Genomic DNA, 25,875 nt, shown 5'->3' on the forward strand with positions numbered 1-25,875 from the left:
CGCGTTCACGCCGCAGTGATGTTCGTCCGGGCCTAGAGGTAGAGCCCGCCGGAGGAGTCGCCGTGGTCGTGCTGACCCTGCTGCTGGGGCCCACCCTGGCCGGGGGCGGGCTGGCCCTCGGGGGAGAGGCTCACACCCGGCGGCAGGCCCTTGCGGATCTGCTCGAACTGCGCACGGGCTGCGACCTGCTGGGCGTAGATGGCGGTCTGGATGCCGTGGAAGAGCCCCTCGAGCCAGCCGACCAGCTGGGCCTGCGCGATCCGCAGCTCGCCCTCGGACGGGGTCTGCTGCTCGGCGAAGGGCAGCGAGAGCCGCTCCAGCTCCTCGACCAGCTCGGGCGCGAGCCCGGACTCGAGCTCCTTTATCGAGGCCTGGTGGATCTCGCGGAGCCGGTTGCGGGAGGCCTCGTCGAGCGGGGCGGCCTTGACCTCCTCGAGCAGTTGGCGGATCATCGACCCGATCCGCATCACCTTCGCGGGCTGCTCCACGAGGTCGGTCACGTCGCGCTCTTCGTCCCCGTCGGCCTCGGGCGCGGTGGCGTCCTTGAGTACGTCGGCGGGCACCGCGATCGGCTGCCCGTCGGGTCCGATGACCACGACTTCCCCGGTCTGCTCCTGCGTCATGCGCTCAACCCTACCTAGCCCACGGTGGTCAGCAGGATCTTGCCGGTGTGCGTGCCCGACTCCATGAGCCGGTGCGCCTCGGCGGCCTCCGCCAGCGGAAGTACGTCCTGCACGACCGCCTTCACCTCACCGGCCTCGACCATCGGCCAGATGCGCTCGACGACCTCGGCGCAGATTTTCGCCTTCTGCTCGACCGGGCGTCCGCGGAGGTTGGTGGCGATGACCGCGGCCCGCTTGCGCAGGAGGGCGTTGATGTCGAGCTCCGCCTTGGTGCCGCCCTGCATCCCGATGATGACCAGCCGGCCCTCGGGGTTGAGGGCGTCGATGTTGCGGGCGAGGTACTTCGCGCCCATGTTGTCGAGGATGACGTCGGCGCCGCCGTAGACCTTGGCGACCTCGACGAAGTCCTGGTCCTTGTAGTTGACGACCACCTCGGCGCCGAGGGACTTGGCCAGCTCGGCCTTCTCGGTCGAGCCGACCGTGGTGATCACCCGGGCTCCGATCTGGTTGGCGAGCTGGATCGCCATCGTGCCGATCCCACCGGCACCGCCGTGGACCAGGAACGTCTCGTCGGGGGTCAGGCCGCCGACCATGAACACGTTGGACCACACGGTCGCGGTGACCTCGGGGAGCGCCGCGGCGGTGACCAGGTCGACGCCCTCGGGCACCGGCATCACCTGCCCGGCCGGGACGGCGACCTTCGTGGCGTAGCCGCCCCCGGCCAGGAGCGCGCACACCTCGTCACCCACCTGCCACTCGTCGACGCCCTCGCCGACCGCGGAGACGACGCCGCTGCACTCCATCCCGATGATGTCGCTGGCGCCCTTCGGCGGCGGGTAGAAGCCCTGGCGCTGCAGCAGGTCGGCCCGGTTGAGCCCCGCGGCCGCGACGTCGATCACGACCTCGCCGGCTGCCGGTTCCGGGTCGGGACGGTCGGTGACGGTGAGGACCTCGGGCCCTCCGGGCTGCTCGGCTACGACGACGGCTCGCATGCCTCCAACACTAGGGGTCTGGCGTGGGGGTGAGCGGCGGGCTGGCGGCGTGTAACACGTCGTTCGTAGGTCTATCCGGTCGTTCTGAACGACCGGATAGTCGGTGTAACAGCGTGTTACAGCTCGCGCGCGGGCCGCCGCGGCGATTTCCTCAGAGCGACTTCAGGTCCGTCCAGGTGTCGATGTCGCGGTGCTCGTCGCCCTCCGAGGGAACCTCGACGAGATCGAGGTCGGCCAGCAGCTTGCGCAGCGGCATCCCGTGCTGGCCCTCGTGGTCGGGGCGGACCTCGTCGAGCCGAGCGGTGGAGAGCACCAGGGCGAGCTGCCGGCGCTGGTCGGGCCCGACGAGCACGGCGCCGTCGCGACCGAAGGCCGCCTCGCGGAGCCGCGACAGCGTCCGCGGGCGCAGGAAGGGCATGTCGACGGCGACCACGCCGACGTACGCCCTCGGGGTCAGCAGCGCGTCCACGCCGGTCAGCAGGGCGGCGACCGGGCCGCCGAAGCGGGGATCCTCGCGGACGAAGGTCACCGGGCGCTCGGTGTGCACCGGGTCGCCGACCACGACGACCTCCATCGCGTCGACGACGGCGTCCAGCGCCCAGGCCAGCATCGTGCGGCCGCCGAGCTCGATCCCTGACTTGTCGATCCCGTCGAGGCGGGAGCTGCGTCCTCCGGCGAGCAGCACGGCGGCGTACGGCTCCCATTCGTCCCAGGCAGTCATGCGACCACCTCCGTAGCGCGAGCGCCAGGATACGGACGCGGTCGCGTGTATTTCCGACGGCTCACTCGCTGGCGCTCGCTCACACCCGGGGACTCTAGTCTGGAGAGGTGACCACGTGGAACAGCCTCCGGATCAGCCTCGTGCAGCATGCCTCCGGCCTCGAGCCCGACGCCAACCGGTCCCTCCTGGCCGAGCTGACCCCGAGCGACAGCGACCTGGTCGTCTTCCCGGAGGTCTTCGCGCGCGACTTCGGCAAGCCCGGGTCCGACCTGAGCCCCTTCGCCGAGAACCAGGACGGGCCGTTCGGCACCGAGCTGGGGCGGGTGGCCGAGGAGCGCGGGGCCACGGTCGTGGCCGGGATGCTCGAGACCAGCGGTGATCCGGCCGGCCGGCCGTTCAACACGCTGCTCGTGCGGGGCGGGGCGAAGGCGGCGTACCGGAAGATCCATCTCTACGACTCCTTCGGCTACCAGGAGTCCGACGCTCTGGTCGCGGGTGCGATCGAGCCGATGGTGGTCGACATCGACGGCGTGCCCACGGGGCTGATGACCTGCTACGACCTGCGCTTCCCCGAGCTCGCGCGGAGCCTGGTGGATCGAGGTGCCGAGCTGATCGTGCTCCCGGCGGCGTGGGTGGCCGGGCCGCGCAAGGTCGACCACTGGCGCACCCTCGTGCGTGCGCGGGCGATCGAGAACACCGTCTTCATCGCGGCGGCCGCCCAGCCGACGCCTCGCTACTGCGGTCACTCCATGATCATCGACCCGCTCGGGGACGTCCTGGCCGAGGCCGGGGACGGCGACGAGGTCGTCTCGGCGACGATCGAACGGGCCGTGCTCGAGGAGGCGCGGCGCACCAACCCCTCCCTGGTCAACCGCAGAATGTGACGCTGGTCAACAACTCCTCGTCACGGCGGTAAACGGATATCGATGACTCGTTAGGTTCACCCCTTCCCCGGTATCCTCGCCTGTTATGGACCGAGCCCCCCGCCGTCGCGCTGACAAGAGCAAGCGTGGCCGTCGTGCAGCCGGTCGCAGCGAGCCCACACCCGCATACGTGGAGCCGACCTCGAGCGAGGCGCTGGCGTACGACCAGTGGGCGGAGGACGACTGGTCGGCCGGTTATCAGGAAACCGGCCACGACATCGGCCAGGACTGGAACCAGACCGGTTGGGCCGACGAGACGTGGTACGACGACCGCCAGCCGCCGCAGGAGCCGCCGCCCACCCCGGGGGGTGGCCGCCGCATCGCCGGGCGCGCCGAGACCCAGCAGCCCGATGAGCCGACCGGCTACACGGGCAAGCGCGCCCGCCTGACGTCACCGGAGCCCCCGGCTCCCGTCAGCGGTGGCTACGGCGCCGACGGATTCACCGGTGGCTATTCGGACGCGCCGGTCCGGCCCGCGCCCACGCCGGAGCCCGCGCTGAGTGGTCCGACCGCGCCGCCCCCTAGCGCCAGGCAGGCGCCTGCCTACTCCACGACGGGCACCTACACGGTCATGCCCGGCCTGGTGCAGACGCCGCCGCAGACGCCGTCCCACATCCAGCAGCCGGCCTACCAGCCCGACCCTTACCAGTCCGACCCCTACCAGTCCGGCCACCTCGAGCCGGTCCGTGAACCGGTCTACGAGCCGGCGTCGCCCTACGAGTCGGAGTCCTCCGGCCGTCCCACCTCGGTCGCCAAGGTGACCTCGTTCCTCGCCCAGCCGCGGGTGCCCGGCGCAGGCGCAGCCCGCGCGGGCCTCGGGATCATCGAGAGCCTGACCGCCGGCACGGTCCGGGCGATCTGGCTGGTCGCGCTCGCCGTCGGCCTGCTCGGCCTCGCGGTCAGCGCCTTCGACCTGGGTCCGCGGATCTTCGGCGGCCTCGGTGCCGTCGTCGTCGGCACCGCCTTCACCTTCGCGCTGGCCCACCGCACCGGTGGCCGGCCGCTGATCTTCGGCTCTTTGGCAGCAGTTGCCGGTCTCGTCGTGGTGCTCGTGGACAACGAGGCGCTGCGTACGGGTGCGGCGGTCCTGGTCGCGTCGGTGGCTGCGGTCCTCGCGGTGATGGGCACCGTCCCCGCACGTCGCTTCCCGAAATCGATCCGGGAGGCGTTCATCGCAGTCGGCATCGCCGCGCTCGGAAGCTTCGCCGCGCTCGGTTTCGAACCGGTCGTGATGGTCTCCCGCTTCGAGTACGCCACGCTCGCCTGTTCGCTCGCGATCGCCTTCTTCGCGGTCTACCGCCTCGGCGCCGGCCTGCACGGACTCGGCCGACGGGGCGCGATCGTGGTCGGCATCGGCGGTCTGATGCTCGCGCTCACGCTGATCTACGCCGAGATGCTGCGCCGCTACGGAAGCACCGGGCTGCTGGACTCGGTCGACGAGATGCAGCGCTGGTGCCGCATCCACATCGGTGGCTACCCGCACCCGATCCAGGCGTTCTTCGGCGTCCCGGCGCTGGTCTGGGGCACCCACATGCGCTCCCGGCGCCGCCAGGGCTGGTGGGTCTGCCTCTTCGGTGTCGCGCTCACCGCGCCGGTCGCCAGCACGTTCCTCAATCCCGACGTCGGTCTCGCCGAGGCCGCCCTCTCGGTCGTCTACAGCATCCTCGTCGGCCTGGTGATCGCGTTCGTGATCATCCGCATCGACCTGGCGCTCACCGGCTCCACGGCCGCCGGCAGTGGCCGCAGGGCGGCGCGTGAGGCCGATGAGGCCAGCGCCGTACGCCCCGAGCCGGGCCGCACCCACGCGCTGCTCTGACGCCTTGGTCTGACTAGGGATACCGTCGGGTAACCCGTACGTTCTGGGTTATGAGCCGCAGAACCCCCACCACGATCGCTGCCGAGATGGTCGCCAACGTCATGAGCGTCGGCGTGCAGCCCGGAGACAAGGTCGCCGTCGGGGACACCGTCGTGCTCCTGGAGTCCATGAAGATGGAGATCCCGGTCCTCGCCGAGGCGCCGGGCACCGTGGTGGCGGTCAAGGTGGCCGCCGGGGATGTCGTCCAGGAGGGTGACGTTCTCGTCGAGTTGAGCGCCTGAGCCTCAGGCGCACTACACTCGGCGACGTGCCTTCGGGCACATGGAGGGATGCCGGAGTGGCCGATCGGAACCGCCTTGAAAGCGGTCGTAGGGAGACCTACCGCGGGTTCGAATCCCGCTCCCTCTGCCAGAGTCAGACCTCTTGCAGGTGCCGATCCACGTCGATCATCAACCGGCGCAGCTCGAGGAGGAGATCCTCGAGATCCGTACGGTCGAGCACATCGTCGGCGAGGACCGCGAGCCGGCTCAGCAGCGTGCCGCGGTCACGCAGCGCGCCGACGTCGTTGAGGGCATGCCACTCCTGACCGTTGTCGAGGATCAGCAGCGCCTCACGTACGCCGCCCAGACGCTGGCGCACCGACCAGCGCCAGAGGCCGATGTTGGCCCCGGGACGGGGAGCAGCGATAGCGGTATCCAGGGCCCGAAGAGCATCCGACATATTGGGAAGCACACCTGTCATGAGCAGATTGTGACCTAGGTCACGTAAAGGAGCAAGCCGATGCGGCTCCGGCCGCCCGTGTCGGTCACAATGGAGAGCGTGTCGTCCGCAGAGCTCACCTACTACCGTCTCGCTCCCACCCTGCAGGCCCGCCTCCTCGGCGCCGCGGTCGTGGGCCTGGCGCTCCTGGTCTTCGCCGGCACGGCCGTCGTGATCGCGGCCCGGATCGACTTCGCGTGGATCTTCGTCCCACTGGTCGTCGGCGTCGTCGCGGTGGCCGTCTTCGGCTGGTGGCTTCGCAACAAGGCGTACGTCCTGCGCGCCAGCGCCCAGGGCTACAAGGTCGCGTTCGTGCGGGGCGCCGGCGTGCGCGAGGCCCGTTGGGCCGACATCCAGGAGGCCGTGACCACCATGCCCGCCGGCACGCCGTGCCTGGAGCTCCGCCTCAAGAAGGGCGGCGCGACCACGATCCCGGTCTCCATCCTCAGCATCGACCGAGAGCAGTTCGTGCGCGACCTGCAGGCCCATCTGAAGGCCACGATCAAACCCCTCGACCAGGCATCCGGGACCACTGAAGCACCCTGATTGGTCCCAGACGCGCTGGTCTTGTAGCCTGTTCGCGCAGTATGGAGGCGTCGCCTAGTCCGGTCTATGGCGCTCGACTGCTAATCGAGTTTGGGGCTTAAACCCCATCGAGGGTTCAAATCCCTCCGCCTCCGCCAGTTTCACTGAGTTTGACCCCCAATACGTTGGGGGTCAAACCCGTTCTGACCTGCAGTTTTGTGCGTTGCAGAGGTTCGTACAGCGGAACGAAGGTTGTTCTTGATCTGCGGCTGGCACCATAATTCGATGCGTAGGCCTCTCGGCGACACGGCGGCCTCGAGACCACGAAGGGAAAACTATGAAGTTCGTACGCTCTGCGGCGGCTCTTGCGCTGGCCTCGGCTGCGACGGTCGTCGTTAGTTTGTTCGCTACGGCCCCGGCTCAGGCCGACACCAGTTGGATCACCAAGGCTGACACCAGCTGGATCGCTGGGAAGGCCGACACCAGCTGGTGATGTGCGGCAACCGATGCCGGTGATCAGTGTTCACATGTTCACCGGCATCAGTCGCGCGGTGGAGGCGTGCTGCCCAGCCTGTCGGTCTCGGCATCGCTGCGGCCGATCTCATAGCCCAGTTGGAATCGCGTGTCCGCGCCGAACTCGTCCTTGAGGTCGGAGACGTAGCCGGCGTACGTTCGTGGACTCACGCCAAGACGTTTCGATGCAGCGGGGTCGGAATGCCCTTCGATCAACATCCGCAGGGTCATGGACCGCTGCTCGCCGGCCACCTCCTTCATCGTCGAGGTGTCCGCCGCGGAGAAGGGGCGGGCTCGTTCCCACGATCGCTCGTAGACGTCGACCAGATAGGCCACGATGGCGGGCTCCCGCACTGCTATGGCCGTGTCGATCCCGTCGGGTCCCGGGATGATCGCCACCCGCCGGTCGAAGATGAGGATCTTGTTGAAGAACTCGTCCAGCGTTCGGACTTCGCCTCCCGCTTGTGAGACCGCGACGACGTAGTCCCGGGTCGCGGAGTGACGGCGGGCTGCATGCTGGTAGAGCGTCCGCATCTTCACGCCGCGCCTGAGGAGCGCGGCATCTTTTCGGGCGGTCTCCGCGAGCACGCTGGGATCACGCGTTGCCTGTGGCTGTGCGGTGAGCGCCTCGAACTCGCATTCCGCGACCAGAGAATCGATGTATGGCTGGATCTGTGGCCGGTGGAGGTTGGTGATCCCGCCGCCACGTTGATCCGCCGGCGTCGAGCGGCGCCAAGCGCTGTGCAGGGCGGTGAAGTCGTTGGCCCACTCGGCCGACTCCTGGAGGAGCCTGATCCCCTCCTGGGTCATGGGGGTGACGACCTGCGCCTGCACGGTCGCGGGGTCGACGGTCAACCAGGTGTCCGGTGCCTCGTCGGGGTGGCGGACGAGTCCGAGCTCCTCGAGAGCTGCCAAAGCGCCCGCGTACTCCCCGTTCTCGCTGACCCGTGGGTCTGACACCGGGATCCCGCCCTGATTCGCGATGAGTTCGAAGAGCTCGATGCCCTTTGCCTCGAGCAGTGCACGCGTCTTGGGCGTGCGTCCCTCGTCGGTCACGTTCTTCTCCTCGCCGGACGGCGTGGGTTGACGCTTGCTCATGCTCCACCTCCCCGATGCTGTGGCTAGCGCCAGATCCTCTCACACGTGGCGATTTCTGGTCACGGACCATCTTCCGCTAATCTTCTACACGTTGCTTCGGTAACGCTGCGCCTGTAGCTCAACGGATAGAGCATCTGACTACGGATCAGAAGGTTTGGGGTTCGAATCCCTACAGGCGCGCAGGACACGAAACCGCCTCTGAATCAGCCGAGATGCTGATTGGGAGGCGGTTCGGCATTTCCGCAGAGATGCGGCGCTCCGGCCAGACACTCAGCCGCCGAGTCTCAGACCGGCCAGGTCAGCGGGTCGAGGAGCAGGTAGAAGTGCTGTCGCTCCTCGTCGAGGTCGGCGCCGTACAGTGCGGCGAACTCGTGATCAGCCTGCCGGGCGGTGAGCTCGTCGGGCCACGTCTCGCGGGCGTTGGCCAGCAGCAGGGCGATGTCGGCGTACGGGTCGGCGACGCCGAGGCGGCCGAGGTCGATCAGGCCTGCGACGCGCATCGTGTCGGGGTCGATGAGGATGTTCGGCAGGCAGAGGTCGCCGTGGCAGACGACTCGCTCACTCTCCTCCTGACGCCGGCGTTGCGGCAGCTCGTCCTCGAGCCGGCCGAGGATCTGTGCCGGCGGAGTCTGCTGCATCGTGACGGGCAGGAACTCGGTCTGGACCCGGTGCTCGGCCACGGTCGTTCGCGCCAGGGGCATCATCGACGCGAGCCCTCCACCGAAGGGGCAGTCCGCCGCAGGTAGGGCGTGCAGGTCACGCACGGTGGCTGCGATCGCCGGCCAGGCGTGCCGGAGTGCGGCGGCATCGAGCTGGCCGGCCGGAACGCCGGGTACGGCACCGGTGATCAGGCAGGCGCCGTCGTCGGTGGTTCGCCAATCGAGCACGGACGTGGTCGGGATACCTGTCTCGACGAGCCAGGCGATCCGGTCTCGCTCGGCGGTGAGGTCGTCCCTGGCTGCGGTGGGGACGAGCTTCGCGTAGCGACCACGGTCACGATCGTGAAGCACGACGGCGCCGGACTCGCCGGTCGTGACCGGCTCCCAGGTCGCGCCGTCGGCGGGCAGCAGTCCGGCTGGAATCGAGGAGATGTCGACCGACATGGATCCATGATCTCTGTGCGGCGTACGCGGGGTCCAACAGCTGACGCAGCTGTCTGCACCCTCCGTCGCCGTCGGGGATCGTTATTACGTCAAGCAACTACACGCTAGCCTCGTCGGTATGGACGATCGGCGCGCAGCAGCAGGGGACGTGGCCCCACTGTCGCCCGAGGAGGAGACTGCCTGGCGTGCGCTGGGGCGGGCGGTCGTGGTGATTCCACGGGTGCTCGACGCCGATCTCATGCAGTCGGAGGGCCTGAACCTCACGGAGTACACCGTGCTGATGAACCTGTCCGAGGCCCCCGAGCGTTCGTTGCGTATGAGTGAGCTCGCCAACTACGTATCGATCTCGGTCAGTGGGCTGACCCGGGTCGTGGAGCGGTTGGAGCGCAGTGGCCTGGTCGAGCGAGTCCGGTCGACGGCGGACGGTCGCGGCCAGCTGGCGTGCTTGACCCCGGCCGGGTTGGCGTGTCTGAAGAAGGCCTGGCCGGTGCATCTCGAGAGTGTGCGCCGCCATGTGATGGATCATCTCCAGGACGTCGATCTGGCCGCGTTCGCTGATGCGCTCGCGAGGATCGCTCAGGCCGAGATCGGCCCGCCGGTTCGCCGCCGATCGCCCCGCTGACTCTCCCGAACGAGCGTCGTCACGTCTCCTGTGTCCTGTCTCCGCCGGCCGCCAGGCGCATCAGGTCGGTGGAGAAGTCGACGTCGCTGATCGATTGCGGTGCGCCCCCGGCGTTGCCGCCGAACTCGTGTCGATGGCGGCCCCAGTTCTGCTCGGCGATCTGGGGGCCGGTCTCGTTGCGTACGAAGATGGCCAGTTCGCCGGCGGCTCGGGCGATCCGGTCGCCCAGGTCCGGTGAGCTCCAGTCGTCGGGGGCGGCGTACAGGGATGTCGGCATTGGGATCGCGCGGAGGAACGCGAACAGCGGTCGGAGCTGCTCGTCGACGACCGTGGCGTGCCGGTCACTGCCTCCGGTGGCAGCCAGGATCACAGGCTTGGCGATGAGCAGATCGTTGTCGAGAAGGTCCACGAAGGACTTGAACAGCCCACTGATCCCCGCCTTGTAGACCGGGGTGCTCGCGATGATCGCGTCGGTGTCGGCGAGGGTCTCGACGGCGGCGGTGACCGGTCGGCTCGGCATGCCTGAGACCAGCGCCTGCGCGACGTCGACCGCGATCGTCGACAGATCGATCGAACGGAACGTCGCCCGCAGGTCGTACGCGCTCAGGGCGTCGGCGGTGCGCTGGGCCGCTCGGTCGGCGAGAAGCCGGGTCGAGGACGGATCGCTGACGCCGGCGGTGAGGACGGCGATGGTCACCTCGCTCATCACAGTGCCGCCGGGAACTGCGCCGCGATGTTCGGGTCGCTGTCGTGGTACGGGGAGGTCCCGGACAGGTTGTCGCCACGGTTCGGGTTCGGCCGGGGCTGACGGGGTTCACCGTCGCCGTACTTGGCGGCGACCAACGAGGCATGGGTCGGTGCCTCGGGGACGCCGGGCGCGCGGCGCGAGGCCATTTCCTTGCGGAGAACCGGGACCACCTCGGTGCCGAGGATCTCGACCTGCTCCAGTGCGACCTCGACGGGGAGGCCGAGGCTGTCGACCGCGAAGAGCTGGCGCTGATAGTCACCGAAGCCCTGCTGGAACGTCAGGGTCTTGTCGATGACCTCCTGGGGGCTGCCGACCGTCAGTGGCGTACCCGTCATCCAGTCCTCCAGGCTCGCTCCGCGGAAGATGGGGAAGGCCTCGAAGTACGGGCGGAACCTCTCGACCGCGTCCTGCGACCGCCGGGCGATGAAGGCCTGGCCGCCGAGGCCGACGATCGCCTGCGCCGCGGTGCCGTGCCCGTAGTGCTCGAAGCGCTGGCGGTAGAGGTCGACGAGTGGCTTGAAGGCGAGATTGGGAGCGAGGATGTGGTTGGCGAAGAAGCCGTTGCCGTAGTACGCCGCCTGCTCGGCGATCTCCGGAGTCCGGATCGAGCCGTGCCAGACGAACGGCGGGACATCGTCGAGAGGTCGCGGCGTCGCGGTGAACCCCTGCAGCGCGGTCCTGAACTTACCCTCCCAGTCCACGACGTCCTCTCGCCACAGCCGGTGCAGAAGGTTGTAGTTCTCCAGCGCCAGGGCAACGCCCTGACGGATGTCCTTCCCGAACCAGGGATAGACCGGGACGGTGTTGCCCCGCCCGAGCATCACGTCGAGGCGGCCTCCTGCGAGGTGCTGGAGCATCGCGTAGTCCTCGGCGACCTTGACGGGGTCGTTGGTCGTCATCAGCGTCACCGATGTGCTGAGGATGATCCGCTCCGTGAGGGCCGCGATGTGACCGAGCAGGGTGGTGGGCGAGGAGGGGATGAACGGCGGGTTGTGATGCTCGCCGATGGCGAAGACGTCCAGGCCCACCTCGTCAGCTCGCTGCGCGATGCGGACGAGGTTGCGGATGCGCTCCGCCTCGCTCTGGGTGTAGCCGGTGGTCGGGTCCCGTGTGACGTCCCCGACGCTGAAGATCCCGAACTGCATGCGTGGTCCTAACGGTGGAAGGGAGCAACTCGACTGCAGGCAATCTACTTGTGCGTGCAAACAAATAGATAGTAGCGTGGGGCCTGCTGACAGGTCGGCGCGGCCGACCCACGCCGATCCGAGACCCCGAACAAGGACAAGAGATGACAGACATCGACCTCGAGGTCGCACATGCGCCTGAGCGCCTGCGCTATGAGGCACGTGTGGGCGGATCCGTGGTGGGATTCGCGGAGTACATCCTCGCCACCGACCTGATCGTGTTCACCCATACCGAGGTCGATCCCGCCTTCGAGGGAAAGGGTGTCGGCTCCGCGATCGCGAGGTTCGCGCTCGACGACGTCCGCGACGGCAGCGAGCGCAAGGTGATGCCGCTGTGCCCGTTCATCAAGGGCTGGATCGGCAACCACCGCGAGTACGTCCCACTCGTGAAGCGTGTGCCCGCGTCGACGGCGAAGGACTGACCATGGCGCGCAAGACCTACACCGGGCCAGTGGTCGATGTCTCCTTCGACGGGGATGTGTGTCAGCACGCGGCTGAGTGCGTACGTGGGATGCCCACCGTCTTCGATACTGCCGCGCGGCCGTGGATCGACCCGACCCGCGCCGATTCGGAGGGAACCGCTCAGATCCTGCGAGACGTGATCGGGCGCTGCCCCTCCGGCGCCCTTCGCGTTGTCGACCACCCTGACGGGTCGTGGTCGGCATGAAGATCACCGTGGTCGGCCGCGGCAACATCGGCGGTGGACTGGCAGATCTGTGGGAGCGCGCCGGCCACGACGTGAGCAGGCTGGGGCGAGCCGGTGGCGACGCCAGTGACTCCGAAGCGGTTCTGCTCGCCGTCCCGGGAGCCGCGGTAGAGGCAGCGCTGTCGTCGGTCAGCGGGCTCGAGGGCAAGATCGTGCTCGACGCCACCAACCTCTACGGCGGTGCTCGTCCTCCGGCCGGGTTCTCCTCCAACGCCGAGTACGTCAGGTCGGTCACCGGCGGGGCCACGGCCAAGGCGTTCAGCACCAACTTCGCGTCGTTGTTCGGCCGGGTCGCCGGTGCACGCGTGCGGCCGAGCAACCTGTGGTCCGGCGACGACGAGGCCGGTAGCGTCGTCAGCCAGCTGAGCCGCGATGCCGGATACGAAGCGGTCCGCCTGGGCGACCTGAGCATGGCCGCCACCCAGGAGGGACTCGCCGGCGCGATCTTCGCGATCTCGCAGTCCGGCCTCGGCGAGTTCGTCTACCGCATGGCGCCGCCGGAAGAGCTCTGACCGACAGCTCCGGGACCGCCGCTGTTCGACGTGCGCAGGTCGTCCGTTGCTAGGTCCGGGCGACCGACGGCAGGCTGAGCAGGACGAAGGCGCCGGTGGCGGTGAGGGTTCGCAGGGTGTGGAAGATCAGCCAGGGCCGCTCGAACGAGGACACGGTGCCGCCGTTCGCCAGGGCGTCGTTCAGCGGCAGGTTCGCCGCGAAGGTGATGACGACGGCGGCGACGGCCAGGCAGGCGGCGCTGACGGAAAGTGGGGTCCGGTGCCAGCCGAGGAGGATCAGCGCCAGGAGCGGGGCGCCGAGGAAGAAGGCCAGGAACACCGGATTGACGATGACCACGTTGAGCCGGTTCATGACCCGTGCGTAGACCTCGTCGGGCTGGCCGTGCAGCGCGGGCATGAACGCGACCAGGAAGGCGATGTAGATCCCGGCGGTGACACCGTTGAGCAGCCGCGCGCTGGTGAGTACGACCTCGCTCATCACTGCTCACCTCTGCCGAGACCATCGATGCTGCGGGCCGCACGGCCCAGGACCGCCTCGACGTCGCCGGTCACGTAGGCGTTGCGCCCGTCGAGAACCTCCTCGAAGAGGTACGCCAGCCCAGCCGCGTCCGCGGCCGGAAGCCCGGCCGCGGTCAGCGTCGCGATGTAGTCCTCGGTCGGCACGGGGCGATAGGCGACGGTCGGCCCGCCGACGGCGCGCGCAGCCTCCTCGAAGGTGAGCAGCTCCGGCCCGGTGAGCTCCAGGACCCGGCCGGCATATCCGGGGTCGAGGAGGGTCGCGACGGCGACCGCGGCGATGTCGTCGACGTCGATGAACGGCTCGGCGACGGTGTGCTCGACCATGGTGAGCGACCCGGCGGCCAGCTCGTCCACGAACGCACCCTCGGTGAAGTTCTGCAGGAAGAAGGCCGAGCGCAGGACCGTCCACTCGGCGCCCGAGGCGATCAGGGCCTTCTCTGCTCGTTCGGCACCCTCCTCTCCGCGACCGGAGAGCAGCACGAGCCGCCGGCAGCCCGCGGCGACCGCTTCGGCGGCGAACGCGCCGATGATCTCGTCCGCGCCCGGCAGTCCGAGGTCGGGCTGGAAGGCCAGGTAGGCCGACTCGCAGCCGGCGACGGCCTCGGTCCAGGTGGTCCGGTCGTGCCAGTCGAACCGCGGGGTGGAGTGCCGGGTGACGCCGCGTACGTCGTGGTCGAGGGCTTGAAGGCGGCGGAGGACGCGCTGGCCGGTCTTGCCGGTCGCGCCGGTGATGAGAGTTGTCATGCCTCTAATCTGCTCGGGAGTGAGCGACGATGGAATACGTATGACTCCAGGCAGAATGCGTTATCGTCTCACCATGTCGTCACTGGATCTCCTGCTGGACGGCCCACGAGCCCAGCGCGCCTTCCTGTTGAAGGCCGTGTTCGCCGGGGAGTGGTCGATCACGGCCGAGGACGAGGCGCCGCTCACGGTCATCGCGATCGCGCGCGGCGAGGCGGTCTTCACCGGTGGCGAGGGGCCGCAGGAGGTGGGCGCCGGTGACGTGATCGTGTGCCGCGGGCCGGCGAGCTACGTCATCGCCGACTCGGCCGACCGCCCCGCCGACATCCGGATCCTTCCCGGCCAGGTCTGCATCGACCCGAGCGGGGCCCTGCTGGACGAGGAGCTGGCGCTGGGCGTACGCACCTGGGGGAACAGCCGTTCGCCGGACTCGACCGTGATGCTCATCGGGACCTACGAGCGCGAGACATCGGTCGGCTCGCTGCTGCTCTCCCGGCTGCCGACGAGTGTGGTGCTGCGCGGCTTCGACACCGCTGTCGTGGACCTGCTGTCGACGGAGCTGGCGCGGGACGAGGCCGGCCAGACGGCCCTGCTCGACCGGCTGCTGGACGTACTCGTGGTCAAGGCGGTGCGTGAGGTGCTCTCCGCATCCCCGGCACTTCCCGCCGACGACGCGGTGGCCGCGGTGCTGCGTGCGATGGAAGAGCATCCTGAGCTGCCCTGGACGGTGGCCGGCCTCGGCGAACAGGTCGGCCTCTCCCGCGCCGCCCTGGCCCGGCGCTTCACCGAGCAGGTCGGTGAGCCACCGCTGGCCTACCTGACCCGGTGGCGGCTCGCTCTGGCCGCCGACCTGCTGCTCGGCACCGACCTGACCCTGTCGGCGATCGCCGCCCGCGTCGGCTACACCAGTCCGTTCGCGCTCAGCGCTGCCTTCAAGCGCCTGCACGGCACCTCGCCGACCTCGTTCCGGACCCGCCACGCGGCCTGACATCTCGCGCGACGGTCCTGGTCCGGCTACTCCTCGCGGAGGATCTTCGGCGGTCCCGCAGGGGTGGCCTCGCCGCGCTCCACGGCGGCGGAATGACTGGCGAGGGCGCGTTCGAGAAGCTCCATGAGCGGAGTCTCGTCGCGGGCGATCTGCAGGTACTTCGGGCCGAGGGCGACGATGATGTCGCGCTCGGCGAGCAGAGCGTTGTGGATGCGCTCGCGCTCGGCTGGGTCGGCGGTGTACTCCGAGTCGAGGTAGGCGGCGGCGTGGCGGCGGGCGTTGGCGATGGCGTTCTTCGCGCGGCCACGCTTGCTGAAGAGGGAGGCCACGACGGTGACGACGAGTACGCCGAGGATGACGCTCAGGGAGAGGCCGGTACTGATCTCGGCCACGTGCACGGGATCGCCGTCGTTGATGAACGGGATGTTGTTCTCGTGGAGCGCGTGCAGGATCAGCTTCACGCCGATGAAGGCGAGGATCGCGGCCAAGCCGTAGGACAGGAAGATGAGCCGGTCGAGGAGGCCGTCGAGCAGGAAGTAGAGCTGGCGCAGGCCCAGGAGAGAGAACGCGGTCGCGGTGAAGACCAGATAGACGTTCTGGGTGAGGCCGAAGATCGCCGGGATCGAGTCGAGGGCGAACAGGATGTCGGTGCCTCCGATGGCCACCATCACGAGCAGCATCGGCGTCAGGATGCGCTTGCCGTTCTCCACCGTGAAGAGCTTGTCGCCGTCGTAGTGCTCACTGACGTGGAACAGCCGCCGGGCCAGCCGGACGACGACGTTCTCCCCGTGGGAATCGTCGTCGGGCTTCAGCATGTTGCCGGCCGTCATCAGCAGGATCAGCCCGAACAGGTAGAACACCCACGCGAAGGTGTTGATCAGCGCGGCGCCCACGAAGATGAACCCGGTGCGCGCGATCAGCGAGAACGTGATCCCGAAGAGCAGCACCTTCTGCTGGTCCTCGCGGGGGACCCGGAAGCTGGTCATGATGATCAGGAAGACGAACAGGTTGTCGACCGAGAGCGCCTTCTCGGTGATGTAGCCGGCGAAGTACTCTCCGCCCATCGCGCCGCCGCCGAAGACCAGCACACCGATGCCGAACAGCAGCGCGATCGCGACGTAGACCGACGACCACCCGGCCGCCTCCTTGAGCGTCGGAGTGTGGGCCTTGCGTACGTGGAAGATGTAGTCGAATCCGAGCAGACCGACGATCGCGACGACGGTGACCAGCCACACCCATGTCGGTGCGCCCATAGTGACAACCCCCTGAGAGACGACCCGAGAGTGGGATCGGCCTCAGCCTAGGCGGAGGTTTTCGGGATGGACAGCCCATCGATGATCTGGGGAACCGCGTCCTCGAGGAGCCGGTCGGCCCGAGGATCGTCGGGGTGAATCGTACGCATCGTGAGGCTGTGCAGGAACACGCCCATCAGCGTCTGGGCGAGCAGGTCCGTCGGCATCGTGGAGGTGCGGTCGAGGCGGTCCAGGGCGAGCCCGACGACCTCGACGAGCTGCTCGCTGAGCGTCGTGAACGTCGCCGAGATGATGTCCCTCGCGTCGGGGTCGCGCAGGCTCTGCAGCACGACCTCGCTCTGCAGGACGAACCAGCGGTCCTGCATGGGGCCGACGGCGTCGAAGGCCGCGCCGATCAGCGATCCGCTCGACTCCGCGTCGGTCTGCTCGCCGACAGCGGTGCGTACGGCCTCGATCAGCCTCTGGGACTCCTCCTTGAACGCCTCGAGGAGCACCTCGTCGACGGTGTTGAAGTTGGAGTAGAAGGCGCCACGTGTATAGCCCGCGGCGCTGACCAGGTCGTCGACGGTGACCCGGCGCGCGCCGCGCTCGACGAAGACGTCGACGGCGGCGGCCAGCAGTCGCGCGCGGGTGTTCGTACGTCGTCGGGGGGCCTTCACCTCGGTCATGTCGCCATCCTCACATACCCGGAAGATACATTTCTGTATTGAATGCATTATTGTATCGAACATGTCCTCCTACCTCTACCGGCTCGGCCGTCTGGTCGCGCGCCGCGCCAAGACCGTGCTGGCGCTCTGGCTCCTGCTCGCCGTGCTGCTGGGTGCGCTGACCATCTCGCTCGGCGGCAAGCTGCAGGACGACTTCACGATCCCGGGCACCGAGTCCCAGCAGGGGCTGGACGCGCTCACCCAGCGCTTCCCCGAGGTCTCCGGGACCTCGGCCCAGCTGGTCTTCGTCGCCCCCGAGGGCGAGAAGATCGACGATCACCGCAAGGAGGTCCGGGCGGTGCTCGACGCGGTCGAGAAGGTCGACCACGTCGCGACGGTCACCGATCCTCTGGCGAAGGACAGCAGGACGGTCAGTGACAACGGCCGGGACGCTCTGGCGACGGTCCAGTTCGACCTCGACCTGGACGAGCTTCCCGAGGGTGTGACCGATGATCTGGAGGAGGCCGCGGAGCTGCCGGCGGGATCCTCGCTGGAGCTCCACATCGGCGGGGACGCGTACTCCGTCACCGGGGTGCACGTCAGCGCGACCGAGGGAATCGGGATCCTCATCGCACTGCTCGTCCTGGCGATCACCTTCGGGTCGCTGCTGGCCGCCGGGCTGCCGATCCTGACCGCGCTGCTCGGGGTCGGGAGCGCGATGGCGGGGATCTTCTCGGTCGCCTCTGTCACCGACATCTCGGCGACCACCCCGACCCTCGCGCTGATGATCGGGCTCGCGGTCGGGATCGACTACGCGCTGTTCGTGATCGCCCGGCACCGCAGCCAGCTCGCTCACGGCCTGGAGGTGGAGGAGTCGATCGCCCGGGCGGTCGCCACCGCCGGCAGCGCGGTCATCTTCGCGGGCGTCACCGTCATCATCGCGCTGTGCGGACTGGTGGTCGCCGGCATCCCGTTCCTCGCCGTCATGGGGTACGCAGCGGCCTCGGCCGTACTCGTCGCGGTGCTGGTCGCGCTCACCGCGGTGCCGGCGCTCCTCGCGATCGCGGGTGAGCGGCTCCGACCGAAGCCTGGGTCTCGGGCCCACCGGCGTGAGGCTGTCGCGGAGGGACGGCCTCACGCCACCACTCTCGGGGCGCGCTGGGTGCGGCTGGTGACCAAGGTGCCGGTCCTCACCGTCGTGGTCTCGCTGCTGGTCATCGCCGTCCTGGCGATCCCGGCGCGCGATCTCGCACTGGGCCTCAACGACAACGGCAGCGCCGATCCGGGGACGGCTCCGCGGGAGACGTACGACCTGATCAGCCGTGACTTCGGGCCCGGCTACAACGCGCCGCTCTTCGTGACTGCGGACATCATCGACACCACCGACCCGATCGGGGTGATGGACTCCCTCGGCAAGGCGCTGGGCGGCTATGACGGGGTGCAGAAGGTCGCGCTGGCCACGCCGAACCGGACCGCCGACCTCGGGCTCGTGGTGATCTACCCGACCACCGAGAAGAGCGACCCCGCGACCGCCGCGCTGGTCAAGGAGATCCGCGCCGACTCGGGTGGGCTGGAGAAGCGGTTCGGCATCGAGGACGTCATGGTCACCGGTCAGACCGCGGTCGCGATCGACGTCAGCGCTCGACTCTTCGACGCGATCCTGCCGTTCGGGGCCGTCGTCGTCGGCCTGTCGCTGATCCTGCTCACGGTCGTGTTTCGCTCGATCGCGGTCCCGCTGAAGGCGACACTGGGCTACGTGCTGTCGGTGGCGGCATCCTTCGGGGTGGTCGCCGCGGTCTTCGAGTGGGGCTGGGGCGCCGACCTGTTCAACGTCGCCAAGGTCGGGCCGGTGATCGCGTTCTTCCCGATCATCCTGATGGGCGTGCTCTTCGGGCTCGCCATGGACTACGAGGTGTTCCTCGTCTCCCGGATGCGGGAGGACTTCGTCCACACCGGGGATGCCAGGCGTTCGGTGGACACCGGGTTCGCCGCCAGTGCCCGCGTCGTCACCGCCGCGGCGGTCATCATGATCGCCGTCTTCGCGGCCTTCGTGCCGAACGGCGACCCGATCGTGAAGCCGATGGCGCTGGGGCTCACCGTGGGTGTGCTGGTGGATGCGTTCCTGGTCCGGATGACGCTGGTGCCGGCCGTGCTCGCTCTGCTCGGGCGGGGTGCCTGGTGGCTGCCGCGCTGGCTGGACCGGCGGCTGCCGGTGCTCGACATCGAGGGTGAGGCGCTCGTGCACCACCTCGAGCACTCCGACTACGTCGCTGCTCACGGCGAGGTGGCGGTACGGGCACACGAGGTCGAGGTGCCGGGGGCGCTCGCGCCGCTCACGATGCAGCTGCGGCCGGGCGGGCTCGGGATCGTCCATGGATCCGACCCGGCTGCTCGATCTTCCGCACTCGCGGCGATCACCGGGCGGCTCGGGTTCTCGGGACAGCTGGTCGTGCTCGACCGGCTGCTGCCGGAGGAGGCGGGAGCCGTCCGTGCTCGCGCCGCACTCGTCGACGATGTCGCGGCCGCCCTCCGGCTCGTGGGCGCCCGCCGCGTCCCGGCGTTGGTCGCGATCGACAGCACCACCTCGCTCGACCCCGGTCAGCTCGCGGCCCTGTCCTCGCTGACCTCGCGAGGCACGACGGTCCTGCTCGGGATGCCGTCACTGCCCGCCGTACCGCAGGTCGCCGACGCCGTCGCGTGTGCCGAGCCTGCCCGCGCTCTTCCTGCGCTCACCGACCCCGCGGCTTCGGCCGCTGATCTGGAGACAGTCCGATGACACGTACGAAATCATGGTGGGGCGGACGCCGCCTGGTGGCCGCCGCGATCCTGCTACCGGTCGTCGTGACGGCGCTCGCGCTCGTCGCGCTCAGCGACCGCACCGAGAACCTCGACAAGGTGCCCGCGGCCGTGGTCAACCTCGACAAGCCGGTGACGACGGGGAGCGGGAAGGACAAGCAGACGATCTACGCCGGGCGAGCGCTCGCCGCGGACCTGGTCTCCTCCTCGGGCGCCGGCTCGTCCGGACCCACGCTGGGCTGGGAGCTCACCGACGAGGAGGACGCGCGCTCGGGCTATGCGGACGGGACGTACGCCGCGGTCATCACGATCCCCGAGGACCTGTCCAAGACGCTGTCCGGCGTGCAGGGCAGCGACCCGAGCGCCGGCCGGGTGAGCGTGGAGGCGTCCGACGCCTCCAGCGAGGTCACCGCCGAGATCGCGCGGCAGGTCGCGCGGCAGTCCGCGTCGACCCTGGGGCGTACGGTCACGACCACCTACCTCGATGGCGTCCGGGACGAGACCGGGAAGCTCAAGACCAGCCTGACCGACGCCGCCGACGGGGCCGACGAGCTCGCCGACGGCACCGCTGCCGCCGACTCGGGTGCCGGGAAGGTCGCCGACGGTGCCCGCGAGCTCACCTCCGGCGCCGCGGGCGCGGCCGACGGCGCCTCGCAGGTCGCCGGTGGCCTCGACTCGCTCGCCGGCGGGACCGCGCGACTCGAGTCGGGTGCCGGATCGCTGGCCACCGGCGCGGGCAAGGCGTCGAAGGGTGCGTCCTCGCTGTCGGCCGGTGTCCGCCAGCTCAGCGGCGGGCTCGACCGGCTGGAGCGGTCGACCGCGGAGCTCCCGTCGCAGACCTCGGCGCTCGCCACCGGCGCCGCTCAGGTGTCGGAGGGCGTGGACGGCTACACCCAGCTCGCCAAGGGCTGGGCCCAGGCGTGCGCGAGCGACCCGGTGCTCGCCGCCTCCAAGCCGCAGCTGTGCGGCGCCACCGCCGCGGCCGTCGGGTCCGGAGGTGCCCAGGCCGACCAGCTCGCCGCCGGGGCGGACCAGGTCGCCTCGGGTGCCTCCGCGCTGTCGCAGGCGGCGCCCGAGCTGAGCGGTGGGATCTCGTCGGCGGCGGGCGGCGCAAGGAAGGTCGCCTCCGGGGCGTCCCAGCTCGCTTCCGCCAACGAGCGTGTGGCCGCCGGGGCGCGGGAGCTCTCCGCCGGTGTCGGGGAGGCGAACGACGGGGCCACCGAGCTGGCCTCCGGTGCGTCCCGACTCGCTTCGGGCACCAAGCGGCTCGAGGACGGCTCGGCCTCCCTGGCCACCGGGGCCGACGACCTTTCCGCCGGGACCTCCTCGCTGAACGAGGGCGCGTCCTCGTTGGCCTCGGGACTCGACGACGGGGCCTCGAAGATCGCGGTCCCCGGTGAGAAGCAGGCCGAGGTCGTCGCCGACCCGGTGCAGGTAGCCGTCGCCTCCGGCACGTCCACCTCGGGGGCGACCCGGCTGGCGCCAGGGGTGATCGCTCTGGCGCTGTGGCTCGGTGCGCTCGCCGTCTATCTGCTCCGCCCGGCCTTCCCCGCCGGACGGCTGCGCGAGGCTCTCACGGCACGCCGGCTCACCTTCGTCGGCCTGTGGCCGGCGGCCCTGATCGGGCTGGCGCAGGCGGGTCTGCTCGTCGGAGCGGCTCGTCTTCTCGGCGCGGATCTCGCGGAGCCGGTCGCGGCGGTCGGTCTCGCGGCTCTTGCTGCGGTGGTGTTCGTCGCGGTCCACCAGGCCGTCGTGGCGCTCGCCGGCCAGCGCCGCGGGTGGCTGATCTCGCTCGCCTTCCTCGCCCTGCAGCTGGTCTCCCTCGGCGGGCTGCTGCCGGTCGCCACGGCGTCCGAACCGTTCGGCGCGCTCGCCGGCATCCTGCCGGTCCCGCTCGCCGCCGAGGCGCTGCGCGGGGTCGTGGTCGCGCAGAGCGGTGCCGCGGTCGGTGCGCCGGTCGGGGGGCTGGTCCTCTGGCTCCTGCTCGCGGTGGCGCTCAGCGTCTTCGCGGCGGGTCGGGCGCAGCGTACGTCTGTGTCGGAGATCCGCAGGGTTGCGGCTGCCGGCTGATCCGCACGTGTAACACGTCGTTCGTAGCACTATCCGGTCGCCGCAACAGGGCGAGAAGTACTACGAACGACGTGTTACAGCTCGTCGCGGCGGCTCAGAGCGAGGTGTCGTGCAGCACGATGTGCTCGTCGAGCGGGGCGCGGCCCATCTCGACGCGGTTGACCGAGGCCTCGGGGTCGGCGGTGCCGAAGGAGATGCCGTAGAGCAGCTTGAGGTCGGCCGGGAGGCCGAGGTGGGCGCGGACGGTGTCGGCGAACAGGCCGTGCATGCCCTGCGGGACGCCGTGGTAGCCGCGGGCGGTGAGGGAGAGCAGGAAGTTCTGGGCGTACATGCCGACGTCGTTGGCCGCGCGTACGACATCGCCGAGCTCCGGCACGAAGAGCAGGGCCACGTGGGGTGCGCCGTAGAAGCGGAGGTTCTCGGCGACGGCCTTGGTGCGCCCGTCGGCGTCGTCGCGGGCGATGCCCATGGCACCGTAGAGAGCGGCCCCGGCACGCTGCGAGCGCTGGACGTGGACGCTGTCGTCGTCTCCGTACGTCGTGGTGAAGTCGGGGCTCATCTGGCCGGCCTCGAACGCCTTGAGCATCGCGGCGCTGAGCTCGTCGCGGGCGTCGCCGGAGAAGACGTGGACCTCCCAGGGCTGGGTGTTGCTGTGCGACGGGGCGCGCTGGGCGTCCTCGAGCACACCGCGGATGTCGTCGGCGGGCACCGGGTCGGGCAGGAAGGCCCGCGCGGACCGGCGAGCTCGGATCACGTCCGTGAAGGTGTCGACGGCGGTAGCGCTCACAAGAAGGGTTCCTCTCAGGTCTGCCGAGGGCTGATGACCTCGATCCACTCCTGGCCAAAGACGGAGGGACTCTCCGGTATTCCCGTGGGCGGCGCGAAGGTGGCTCATCACACACTCCGGGGACCTACCCGGTTCGGGTGATACCCGGGGGCCGGACGGGAGCCTTTACCGCCGCGAGTCGAAGACTCGAGGTCCGACCTATCTGAGGGGGAAACCCATGATCCGAAAGCTCGTCTGTGCCGTCGCGGCGGGGGTCGCCGCGGCGGCGCTCTGGTCGATGCCGGCCTCGGCTGCGCCGTTGATGCAGCTCTCCGGCGCGATCTTCACCACCGACGTCTCCGGCGCGCCCGTCAACCTCAACCACTACGCCGCCAAGCAGGACGTCTATCTCAACGGCGGTCCCGGCATCAACGCGCCCGATGACGCCGCCGGCCTGCCTGCCGGGATCTACGCCTTCCAGGTGACCGACCCGTCCGGCAAGACGCTGCTCTCCACCGACGCCGTCGAGTGCCGCCTGGTCCAGGTCGACGACAGCGGCCGCTTCGTCAGCGTCGCACCCAGCGGTGGTTGCGCGCACGCGACCGGCACCGACGCGGAGGACGGCGGCATCACCGTGCAGCTGTTCCCCTTCCTCGACACTCCGAACAACGGTGGCGAGTACAAGGTCTGGCTGACGCCGTACGACGCGCTCGACCCCACCGCGCCCGGCAACCGGCACGGCTTCGTCCCGGCCGACAGCAAGACCGACAACTTCAAGGTCCGAGCCCGGGCGATCGTCGAGATCGACACCCGTTTCTCCCGGCACGGCGGGCCGTTCATCGACGGTCTGGCTGCCCACTGGACCGACACCCTGGGGGCGCACAACGTGAAGTACTCCGAGTACAACCCGGCCGTCCTCGCGTTCCACGAGGCGCACGTCGAGGCTGCGGAGGCAGGGTTGCACAAGATCACCGTGACCGACCAGGTCGGCTGCGAGATCGATGACGTGCACCACGCCGGGCAGACGTTCGTTCCCGACGCGAACGGCTCGGTGACCGTCCCGGTGCAGGTCAAGAAGCACATGAGCGGAGATCACACCTACTGGGTGGACGTGCACTGCGTCTGACCTCTGAATCGGTCACCGCGACCATCAACCTAGCATTTGCTTGGTAGGCGCTCTAGACTGCCGGACATGGCAGTCGAGATCGACTTCAGCGGCAAGGTGGTCGCGGTGACCGGTGGCGCCCGCGGGGTGGGCGCCGGGATCGTCGCCCGGTTCCTCGAGGCCGGCGCGGAGGTCGAGATCTGCGGCCGGACGGCTCCGGCCGATCTTCCCGTGATCGACGGCCGCAAGCCGGTCTTCTCCCAGGTCGACGTCCGGGATCCCGAGCAGGTCGCGGCCTGGATCGCCGCCATCACCTCACGGCTCGGTCGGCTCGACGTGGTCGTCAACAACGCCGGCGGCGCCCCCTACGCCGACTTCGCGACCGCGTCGCCGCGCTTCCACGAGAAGATCTCCGCCATCAACTTCCTGGCCACCGCCTACGTCTGCCAGGCGGCGTACGAAGCGCTGAAGGCCTCGCGCGGATCCATCGTCAACATCAGCTCGATCTCGGCACGGCGGCCCAGTCCCGGGACCGCGGTCTACGGCGCTGCCAAGGCGGCCGTGGAGAGCCTGACCGGGTCGATCGCGGTCGAGTGGGCTCCGGACGTACGCGTCAACGCCATCTCCTGCGGGATCGTCGCGACCCCCGGGTCCGAGGACCACTACGGCAGCGCGGAGCAGCGGGCCGCCGTGGCCGCGACCATCCCGCGCGGCGTCTTCGCGACCCCGTCGGAGATCGGGGATGCCTGTCTGATGCTCGCCTCGCCGCTCGCCACACACATCACCGGCGCCGTCCTCGCCGTCGACGGCGGCGGGGAGTGGCCCGCCTTCCTCCAGCACACCCCCAACTCCTGAGGAGAAACCGTGCCCGAAGCAGTCATCGTCTCTGCCGCCCGCTCGCCGATCGGCCGCGCCTTCAAGGGGTCGCTGAAGGACCTGCGGCCGGACGAGCTGGCCGAGCAGATCGTACGCAGCGCCCTCGCCGCGGTTCCGCAGCTGGATCCGGCGCAGCTCGACGACCTGATGATGGGCTGTGCCCAGCCCGCGGGGGAGCAGGGCTACAACATCGGTCGGGTCGTCGGCGTACGCCTCGGCCTGGATGCGGTCCCCGGCACCACCGTCCACCGCTACTGCGCATCGTCGCTGCAGACCACCCGGATGGCCTTCCACGCGATCCGCGCGGGCGAGGGGGACGCGTTCGTCTCCGCCGGGGTCGAGTGCGTGTCCCGCTACGAGCGCGGCAAGGCCGACGGGATGCCGGACACCAAGGCCGAGGAGTTCCTCAAGGCCGGCGAGCGCGGTGCCGCCCGGGTGGCTGCGGGGACGGCGTGGGCCGATCCGCGCGAGTCCGGCGAGCTGCCCGACTACCACCTGGCGATGGGCGAGACCGCCGAGAACGTCGCCGAGATGTGCGGCGTCACCCGGGAGGCGCAGGACGCGTGGGGCGTACGTTCCCAGAACCGCGCCGAGGCCGCTGCTGCCCGAGGTTTCTGGGAGCGGGACATCACGCCGGTGACGCTGCCGTCCGGTGAGGTCGTCTCCACCGACGACGGGCCGCGGGCCGGGGTGACCCTGGAGAAGGTCGCCGGCCTGGCGCCGGTGTTCCGGGAGAACGGCACCGTCACCGCCGGCAACTGCTGCCCGCTGAACGACGGCGCCGCCGCGCTGGTGATCATGAGCGACTCCCGCGCGGCGGAACTGGGGATCCAGCCGCTGGCCCGGATCGTGTCGACCGGCGTCTCCGGTCTCTCGCCCGAGATCATGGGGCTCGGGCCGGTCGAGGCGTCTCGCCAGGCGCTCGCCCGTGCCGGACTCTCGGCGTCCGACATCGACCTCGTGGAGATGAACGAGGCCTTCGCCGCCCAGGTGCTGCCCAGCATCGACCAGATCGGTCTCGACCCCGAGCGGGTCAACGTCAACGGCGGCGCGATCGCCCTCGGCCACCCCTTCGGCTCCACCGGTGCCCGCCTGACGACGACGCTGCTCCACGGTCTGCAGGAGACCGGCGGCCGCTACGGCCTGGAGACGATGTGCGCCGCCGGCGGCCAGGGCATGGCGCTGGTCATCGAACGGCTGTCCTGATCCCGCCGAATCGGTAGAAGCGGCGCGCCGAGACTGTAGTTGTGGGCGACGAAACTGCAGTTT

General features: G+C 69.6%; 27 protein-coding genes and 3 tRNA genes. 17 read left to right on the forward strand and 13 right to left on the reverse strand.

The window, feature by feature from the left end; genetic code table 11:
• Positions 1 to 32: 32 nt before the first annotated feature.
• The 3 genes from OG984_RS21565 to mobA all read right to left on the reverse strand — a co-directional run bounded on the left by OG984_RS21565 (position 33) and on the right by mobA (position 2,336).
• Complete coding sequence (locus OG984_RS21565; protein ID WP_328528231.1) at positions 33 to 623, reverse strand: bacterial proteasome activator family protein; 591 nt, start codon at positions 621 to 623, stop codon at positions 33 to 35.
• Between the two features lie 14 nt (positions 624 to 637).
• On the reverse strand, positions 638 to 1,615 hold the full coding sequence (locus OG984_RS21570; RefSeq protein WP_328528232.1) for an NAD(P)H-quinone oxidoreductase: 978 nt from the start codon (positions 1,613 to 1,615) through the stop codon (positions 638 to 640).
• Positions 1,616 to 1,766: 151 nt separating this feature from the next.
• On the reverse strand, positions 1,767 to 2,336 hold the full coding sequence (mobA, locus tag OG984_RS21575) for a molybdenum cofactor guanylyltransferase (RefSeq protein WP_328528233.1): 570 nt from the start codon (positions 2,334 to 2,336) through the stop codon (positions 1,767 to 1,769).
• Positions 2,337 to 2,443: 107 nt separating this feature from the next.
• On the opposite strand from mobA, the gene OG984_RS21580 reads away from it, so the two are divergent.
• The 4 genes from OG984_RS21580 to OG984_RS21595 all read left to right on the forward strand — a co-directional run bounded on the left by OG984_RS21580 (position 2,444) and on the right by OG984_RS21595 (position 5,486).
• Entirely contained in the window at positions 2,444 to 3,220 is a 777-nt protein-coding gene (locus tag OG984_RS21580; protein WP_328528234.1) for a carbon-nitrogen hydrolase family protein, read from the forward strand.
• Between the two features lie 85 nt (positions 3,221 to 3,305).
• Positions 3,306 to 5,075: a hypothetical protein gene (locus OG984_RS21585; RefSeq protein WP_328528235.1), complete on the forward strand. Its 1,770-nt coding sequence runs from the start codon at positions 3,306 to 3,308 to the stop codon at positions 5,073 to 5,075.
• Positions 5,076 to 5,125: 50 nt separating this feature from the next.
• Positions 5,126 to 5,356: a biotin/lipoyl-binding carrier protein gene (locus OG984_RS21590; RefSeq protein WP_328528236.1), complete on the forward strand. Its 231-nt coding sequence runs from the start codon at positions 5,126 to 5,128 to the stop codon at positions 5,354 to 5,356.
• 42 nt (positions 5,357 to 5,398) lie between these two features.
• Positions 5,399 to 5,486 (forward strand) — tRNA-Ser (locus OG984_RS21595).
• A 3-nt stretch (positions 5,487 to 5,489) separates the two neighbouring features.
• On the opposite strand, the gene OG984_RS21600 is transcribed toward OG984_RS21595, so the two are convergent.
• Positions 5,490 to 5,795: a hypothetical protein gene (locus tag OG984_RS21600; protein ID WP_328528237.1), complete on the reverse strand. Its 306-nt coding sequence runs from the start codon at positions 5,793 to 5,795 to the stop codon at positions 5,490 to 5,492.
• 90 nt (positions 5,796 to 5,885) lie between these two features.
• On the opposite strand from OG984_RS21600, the gene OG984_RS21605 reads away from it, so the two are divergent.
• Positions 5,886 to 6,380 carry a hypothetical protein gene (locus OG984_RS21605; protein WP_328532381.1) on the forward strand — a complete coding sequence of 165 codons (495 nt, stop codon included), beginning with the start codon at positions 5,886 to 5,888 and terminating at the stop codon, positions 6,378 to 6,380.
• A gap of 43 nt (positions 6,381 to 6,423) precedes the next feature.
• Positions 6,424 to 6,517, forward strand: a tRNA-Ser gene (locus OG984_RS21610).
• A gap of 382 nt (positions 6,518 to 6,899) precedes the next feature.
• Here OG984_RS21610 and OG984_RS21615 read toward each other — a convergent pair.
• Positions 6,900 to 7,970: a LuxR family transcriptional regulator gene (locus tag OG984_RS21615; RefSeq protein WP_328528238.1), complete on the reverse strand. Its 1,071-nt coding sequence runs from the start codon at positions 7,968 to 7,970 to the stop codon at positions 6,900 to 6,902.
• A 107-nt stretch (positions 7,971 to 8,077) separates the two neighbouring features.
• Here OG984_RS21615 and OG984_RS21620 point away from each other — a divergent pair.
• A tRNA-Arg gene (locus OG984_RS21620) sits at positions 8,078 to 8,150 on the forward strand.
• A 104-nt stretch (positions 8,151 to 8,254) separates the two neighbouring features.
• Here the strand turns inward: OG984_RS21620 and OG984_RS21625 are convergent.
• Positions 8,255 to 9,073 carry an APH(3'') family aminoglycoside O-phosphotransferase gene (locus tag OG984_RS21625; RefSeq protein ID WP_328528239.1) on the reverse strand — a complete coding sequence of 273 codons (819 nt, stop codon included), beginning with the start codon at positions 9,071 to 9,073 and terminating at the stop codon, positions 8,255 to 8,257.
• Positions 9,074 to 9,191: 118 nt separating this feature from the next.
• On the opposite strand from OG984_RS21625, the gene OG984_RS21630 reads away from it, so the two are divergent.
• Positions 9,192 to 9,695: a MarR family winged helix-turn-helix transcriptional regulator gene (locus OG984_RS21630; RefSeq protein ID WP_328528240.1), complete on the forward strand. Its 504-nt coding sequence runs from the start codon at positions 9,192 to 9,194 to the stop codon at positions 9,693 to 9,695.
• 19 nt (positions 9,696 to 9,714) lie between these two features.
• Here OG984_RS21630 and OG984_RS21635 read toward each other — a convergent pair whose 3' ends face one another.
• Together OG984_RS21635 and OG984_RS21640 are read right to left on the reverse strand one after the other, a co-directional pair.
• Positions 9,715 to 10,401 (reverse strand): CE1759 family FMN reductase, encoded by a 687-nt coding sequence (locus OG984_RS21635; protein WP_328528241.1) that lies wholly within the window; start codon positions 10,399 to 10,401, stop codon positions 9,715 to 9,717.
• The gene (locus OG984_RS21640) at positions 10,401 to 11,588 is read right to left on the reverse strand and encodes a CE1758 family FMN-dependent luciferase-like monooxygenase (protein ID WP_328528242.1); all 1,188 of its coding nucleotides are present in this window, start codon (positions 11,586 to 11,588) and stop codon (positions 10,401 to 10,403) included. Before OG984_RS21640 ends, OG984_RS21635 begins: the two co-directional genes overlap by 1 nt.
• A 143-nt stretch (positions 11,589 to 11,731) precedes the next feature.
• Here OG984_RS21640 and OG984_RS21645 point away from each other — a divergent pair, with 143 nt between their 5' ends.
• From OG984_RS21645 to OG984_RS21655, 3 genes are read left to right on the forward strand one after another with little or no spacing between them, the layout of a single operon-like run.
• Positions 11,732 to 12,049: a GNAT family N-acetyltransferase gene (locus OG984_RS21645; RefSeq protein ID WP_328528243.1), complete on the forward strand. Its 318-nt coding sequence runs from the start codon at positions 11,732 to 11,734 to the stop codon at positions 12,047 to 12,049.
• Between the two features lie 2 nt (positions 12,050 to 12,051).
• A complete protein-coding gene (locus OG984_RS21650) occupies positions 12,052 to 12,294 on the forward strand; it encodes a (4Fe-4S)-binding protein (protein WP_328528244.1) in 243 nt (80 codons plus the stop codon).
• A complete protein-coding gene (locus OG984_RS21655; protein WP_328528245.1) occupies positions 12,282 to 12,845 on the forward strand; it encodes an NADPH-dependent F420 reductase in 564 nt (187 codons plus the stop codon). The genes OG984_RS21650 and OG984_RS21655 overlap by 13 nt, the downstream gene beginning before the upstream one ends.
• A 49-nt stretch (positions 12,846 to 12,894) precedes the next feature.
• On the opposite strand, the gene OG984_RS21660 is transcribed toward OG984_RS21655, so the two are convergent.
• Both OG984_RS21660 and OG984_RS21665 read right to left on the reverse strand, forming a co-directional pair.
• Positions 12,895 to 13,323, reverse strand: coding sequence for an anthrone oxygenase family protein (locus OG984_RS21660; protein ID WP_328528246.1), 429 nt, complete (start codon positions 13,321 to 13,323; stop codon positions 12,895 to 12,897).
• Positions 13,323 to 14,108 (reverse strand): NAD(P)H-binding protein, encoded by a 786-nt coding sequence (locus OG984_RS21665; RefSeq protein ID WP_328528247.1) that lies wholly within the window; start codon positions 14,106 to 14,108, stop codon positions 13,323 to 13,325. Before OG984_RS21665 ends, OG984_RS21660 begins: the two co-directional genes overlap by 1 nt.
• A 73-nt stretch (positions 14,109 to 14,181) precedes the next feature.
• Between OG984_RS21665 and OG984_RS21670 the strand changes: the two genes are divergently transcribed.
• Positions 14,182 to 15,093, forward strand: coding sequence for an AraC family transcriptional regulator (locus tag OG984_RS21670; protein WP_328528248.1), 912 nt, complete (start codon positions 14,182 to 14,184; stop codon positions 15,091 to 15,093).
• 26 nt (positions 15,094 to 15,119) lie between these two features.
• On the opposite strand, the gene OG984_RS21675 is transcribed toward OG984_RS21670, so the two are convergent.
• Entirely contained in the window at positions 15,120 to 16,346 is a 1,227-nt protein-coding gene (locus tag OG984_RS21675) for a TerC family protein (RefSeq protein ID WP_328528249.1), read from the reverse strand.
• A 47-nt stretch (positions 16,347 to 16,393) separates the two neighbouring features.
• Complete coding sequence (locus OG984_RS21680) at positions 16,394 to 17,014, reverse strand: TetR/AcrR family transcriptional regulator (protein ID WP_328528250.1); 621 nt, start codon at positions 17,012 to 17,014, stop codon at positions 16,394 to 16,396.
• Positions 17,015 to 17,075: 61 nt separating this feature from the next.
• Between OG984_RS21680 and OG984_RS21685 the strand changes: the two genes are divergently transcribed.
• Together OG984_RS21685 and OG984_RS21690 are read left to right on the forward strand one after the other, a co-directional pair.
• Entirely contained in the window at positions 17,076 to 19,769 is a 2,694-nt protein-coding gene (locus tag OG984_RS21685; RefSeq protein ID WP_328528251.1) for an MMPL family transporter, read from the forward strand.
• Positions 19,766 to 21,859, forward strand: coding sequence for a YhgE/Pip family protein (locus OG984_RS21690; RefSeq protein WP_328528252.1), 2,094 nt, complete (start codon positions 19,766 to 19,768; stop codon positions 21,857 to 21,859). Before OG984_RS21685 ends, OG984_RS21690 begins: the two co-directional genes overlap by 4 nt.
• A gap of 94 nt (positions 21,860 to 21,953) precedes the next feature.
• Here the strand turns inward: OG984_RS21690 and OG984_RS21695 are convergent, their stop codons facing one another.
• Positions 21,954 to 22,646 carry a nitroreductase gene (locus OG984_RS21695; protein WP_328528253.1) on the reverse strand — a complete coding sequence of 231 codons (693 nt, stop codon included), beginning with the start codon at positions 22,644 to 22,646 and terminating at the stop codon, positions 21,954 to 21,956.
• A gap of 217 nt (positions 22,647 to 22,863) precedes the next feature.
• On the opposite strand from OG984_RS21695, the gene OG984_RS21700 reads away from it, so the two are divergent.
• From OG984_RS21700 to OG984_RS21710, 3 genes are all read left to right on the forward strand, one after another.
• Positions 22,864 to 23,751, forward strand: coding sequence for a hypothetical protein (locus tag OG984_RS21700; RefSeq protein ID WP_328528254.1), 888 nt, complete (start codon positions 22,864 to 22,866; stop codon positions 23,749 to 23,751).
• Positions 23,752 to 23,817: 66 nt separating this feature from the next.
• Positions 23,818 to 24,585, forward strand: a complete 768-nt coding sequence (locus OG984_RS21705) for an SDR family oxidoreductase (RefSeq protein WP_328528255.1) — start codon at positions 23,818 to 23,820, stop codon at positions 24,583 to 24,585.
• A 9-nt stretch (positions 24,586 to 24,594) separates the two neighbouring features.
• Positions 24,595 to 25,812 carry an acetyl-CoA C-acetyltransferase gene (locus OG984_RS21710; protein WP_328528256.1) on the forward strand — a complete coding sequence of 406 codons (1,218 nt, stop codon included), beginning with the start codon at positions 24,595 to 24,597 and terminating at the stop codon, positions 25,810 to 25,812.
• Positions 25,813 to 25,875: the final 63 nt, after the last annotated feature.

Source organism: Nocardioides sp. NBC_00368, from assembly GCF_036090055.1.
Taxonomy (GTDB): Bacteria; Actinomycetota; Actinomycetes; order Propionibacteriales; family Nocardioidaceae; genus Nocardioides.

What these genes read in the sequence shown, in the direction of transcription:
- OG984_RS21650 (WP_328528244.1), top strand. Translation starts at nt 12,052, where the DNA reads ATGGCGCGCAAGACCTACACCGGGCCAGTGGTCGATGTCTCCTTCGAC.
- OG984_RS21585 (WP_328528235.1), top strand. Translation starts at nt 3,306, where the DNA reads ATGGACCGAGCCCCCCGCCGTCGCGCTGACAAGAGCAAGCGTGGCCGT.
- OG984_RS21660 (WP_328528246.1), bottom strand. Translation starts at nt 13,323, where the DNA reads ATGAGCGAGGTCGTACTCACCAGCGCGCGGCTGCTCAACGGTGTCACC.
- OG984_RS21590 (WP_328528236.1), top strand. Translation starts at nt 5,126, where the DNA reads ATGAGCCGCAGAACCCCCACCACGATCGCTGCCGAGATGGTCGCCAAC.
- OG984_RS21675 (WP_328528249.1), bottom strand. Translation starts at nt 16,346, where the DNA reads ATGGGCGCACCGACATGGGTGTGGCTGGTCACCGTCGTCGCGATCGTC.
- OG984_RS21600 (WP_328528237.1), bottom strand. Translation starts at nt 5,795, where the DNA reads ATGTCGGATGCTCTTCGGGCCCTGGATACCGCTATCGCTGCTCCCCGT.
- OG984_RS21570 (WP_328528232.1), bottom strand. Translation starts at nt 1,615, where the DNA reads ATGCGAGCCGTCGTCGTAGCCGAGCAGCCCGGAGGGCCCGAGGTCCTC.
- mobA (WP_328528233.1), bottom strand. Translation starts at nt 2,336, where the DNA reads ATGACTGCCTGGGACGAATGGGAGCCGTACGCCGCCGTGCTGCTCGCC.
- OG984_RS21630 (WP_328528240.1), top strand. Translation starts at nt 9,192, where the DNA reads ATGGACGATCGGCGCGCAGCAGCAGGGGACGTGGCCCCACTGTCGCCC.
- OG984_RS21615 (WP_328528238.1), bottom strand. Translation starts at nt 7,970, where the DNA reads ATGAGCAAGCGTCAACCCACGCCGTCCGGCGAGGAGAAGAACGTGACC.
- OG984_RS21640 (WP_328528242.1), bottom strand. Translation starts at nt 11,588, where the DNA reads ATGCAGTTCGGGATCTTCAGCGTCGGGGACGTCACACGGGACCCGACC.
- OG984_RS21645 (WP_328528243.1), top strand. Translation starts at nt 11,732, where the DNA reads ATGACAGACATCGACCTCGAGGTCGCACATGCGCCTGAGCGCCTGCGC.
- OG984_RS21635 (WP_328528241.1), bottom strand. Translation starts at nt 10,401, where the DNA reads ATGAGCGAGGTGACCATCGCCGTCCTCACCGCCGGCGTCAGCGATCCG.
- OG984_RS21670 (WP_328528248.1), top strand. Translation starts at nt 14,182, where the DNA reads ATGTCGTCACTGGATCTCCTGCTGGACGGCCCACGAGCCCAGCGCGCC.
- OG984_RS21700 (WP_328528254.1), top strand. Translation starts at nt 22,864, where the DNA reads ATGATCCGAAAGCTCGTCTGTGCCGTCGCGGCGGGGGTCGCCGCGGCG.
- OG984_RS21680 (WP_328528250.1), bottom strand. Translation starts at nt 17,014, where the DNA reads ATGACCGAGGTGAAGGCCCCCCGACGACGTACGAACACCCGCGCGCGA.
- OG984_RS21685 (WP_328528251.1), top strand. Translation starts at nt 17,076, where the DNA reads ATGTCCTCCTACCTCTACCGGCTCGGCCGTCTGGTCGCGCGCCGCGCC.
- OG984_RS21705 (WP_328528255.1), top strand. Translation starts at nt 23,818, where the DNA reads ATGGCAGTCGAGATCGACTTCAGCGGCAAGGTGGTCGCGGTGACCGGT.
- OG984_RS21665 (WP_328528247.1), bottom strand. Translation starts at nt 14,108, where the DNA reads ATGACAACTCTCATCACCGGCGCGACCGGCAAGACCGGCCAGCGCGTC.
- OG984_RS21690 (WP_328528252.1), top strand. Translation starts at nt 19,766, where the DNA reads ATGACACGTACGAAATCATGGTGGGGCGGACGCCGCCTGGTGGCCGCC.
- OG984_RS21565 (WP_328528231.1), bottom strand. Translation starts at nt 623, where the DNA reads ATGACGCAGGAGCAGACCGGGGAAGTCGTGGTCATCGGACCCGACGGG.
- OG984_RS21605 (WP_328532381.1), top strand. Translation starts at nt 5,886, where the DNA reads ATGGAGAGCGTGTCGTCCGCAGAGCTCACCTACTACCGTCTCGCTCCC.
- OG984_RS21625 (WP_328528239.1), bottom strand. Translation starts at nt 9,073, where the DNA reads ATGTCGGTCGACATCTCCTCGATTCCAGCCGGACTGCTGCCCGCCGAC.